This window comes from Paenibacillus sp. 2TAF8, assembly GCF_052114825.1.
Taxonomy (GTDB): domain Bacteria; phylum Bacillota; class Bacilli; order Paenibacillales; family Paenibacillaceae; genus Paenibacillus.
The window spans coordinates 1-834 of the sequence record NZ_JBFRFN010000054.1; the positions used below are offsets into that span (position 1 = coordinate 1).

Here is an 834-nt window from a genome sequence, read left to right on the forward strand (position 1 = left end):
ATCATAAGAAACAAATAGAAAACTTATTGGGTGATTCATAGAAGACATGGACATCCTATAACATCATATTCACGCTGCGGGCATACGCTCTTGGTCCGACATTCGTCGGACACCCAGCATACGCTGGGTCGTGAATACAGGAACGTTATCCGCAACTGCTTAATATAAGACCAAAACATTTAAGGGAATGAAGAAGATTTGGAAGATCTAAATACTATTTTTAAGATTATCGATGATTGCATTCAACAGAGAGGCTATAAAATTACAACACCTAAACCAGATTTGAATGTTCCAGGAGATACTATTTATAAATATAGGAGAATTGATCCACCAAGAAAAACTATCTCAACAGTTTGGAATTCAGAAAAAGGGTATTTTATGATACAACAAGTATATAGAAGAAAAATAAATAATTGTATGTTCCTAATAAGATTTAAAGAATTGAAAGATGAAGAAGAATTAAATAATGATATGATCAGAATTTTTAGTAACTGGAACGAATAATGACTCAGAAAACTATCTGAAAGTTATTCTTGGAAGAAGCACCTGCGGATAACATAATATTCAAGCAGCGGCTCCTTTGGAGCCTTGGTCTGCGGATGGATTTCGATGAGGCATTTCAGCAGACAACCCCGTTGGGGTTCATGAATACAGTAACGTTAGGCGAAATATTGCGCTGATTTAAAAAGATTGTAAGAATCAGAGGTGAACTATGGAGATCCACTCAAAGAAAGATGAAAAGTTTAAATTTGATAAATTGTCTACAAATATGAAAATAGAGCCTAGAAAAGTATATAAGAATATAACAAGAGTGAAAGGTCGAATGGTTCCTAT

Annotated in this window: 1 protein-coding gene; it reads left to right on the top strand. The window is 34.4% G+C overall.

Going from position 1 to position 834, the window contains the following annotated elements; genetic code table 11:
* Window positions 1–198 precede the first annotated feature (198 nt).
* Window positions 199–504 carry a hypothetical protein gene (locus tag AB4Z30_RS29870; protein WP_441931225.1) on the top strand — a complete coding sequence of 102 codons (306 nt, stop codon included), beginning with the start codon at window positions 199–201 and terminating at the stop codon, window positions 502–504.
* The last annotated feature ends 330 nt before the right edge of the window (window positions 505–834 follow it).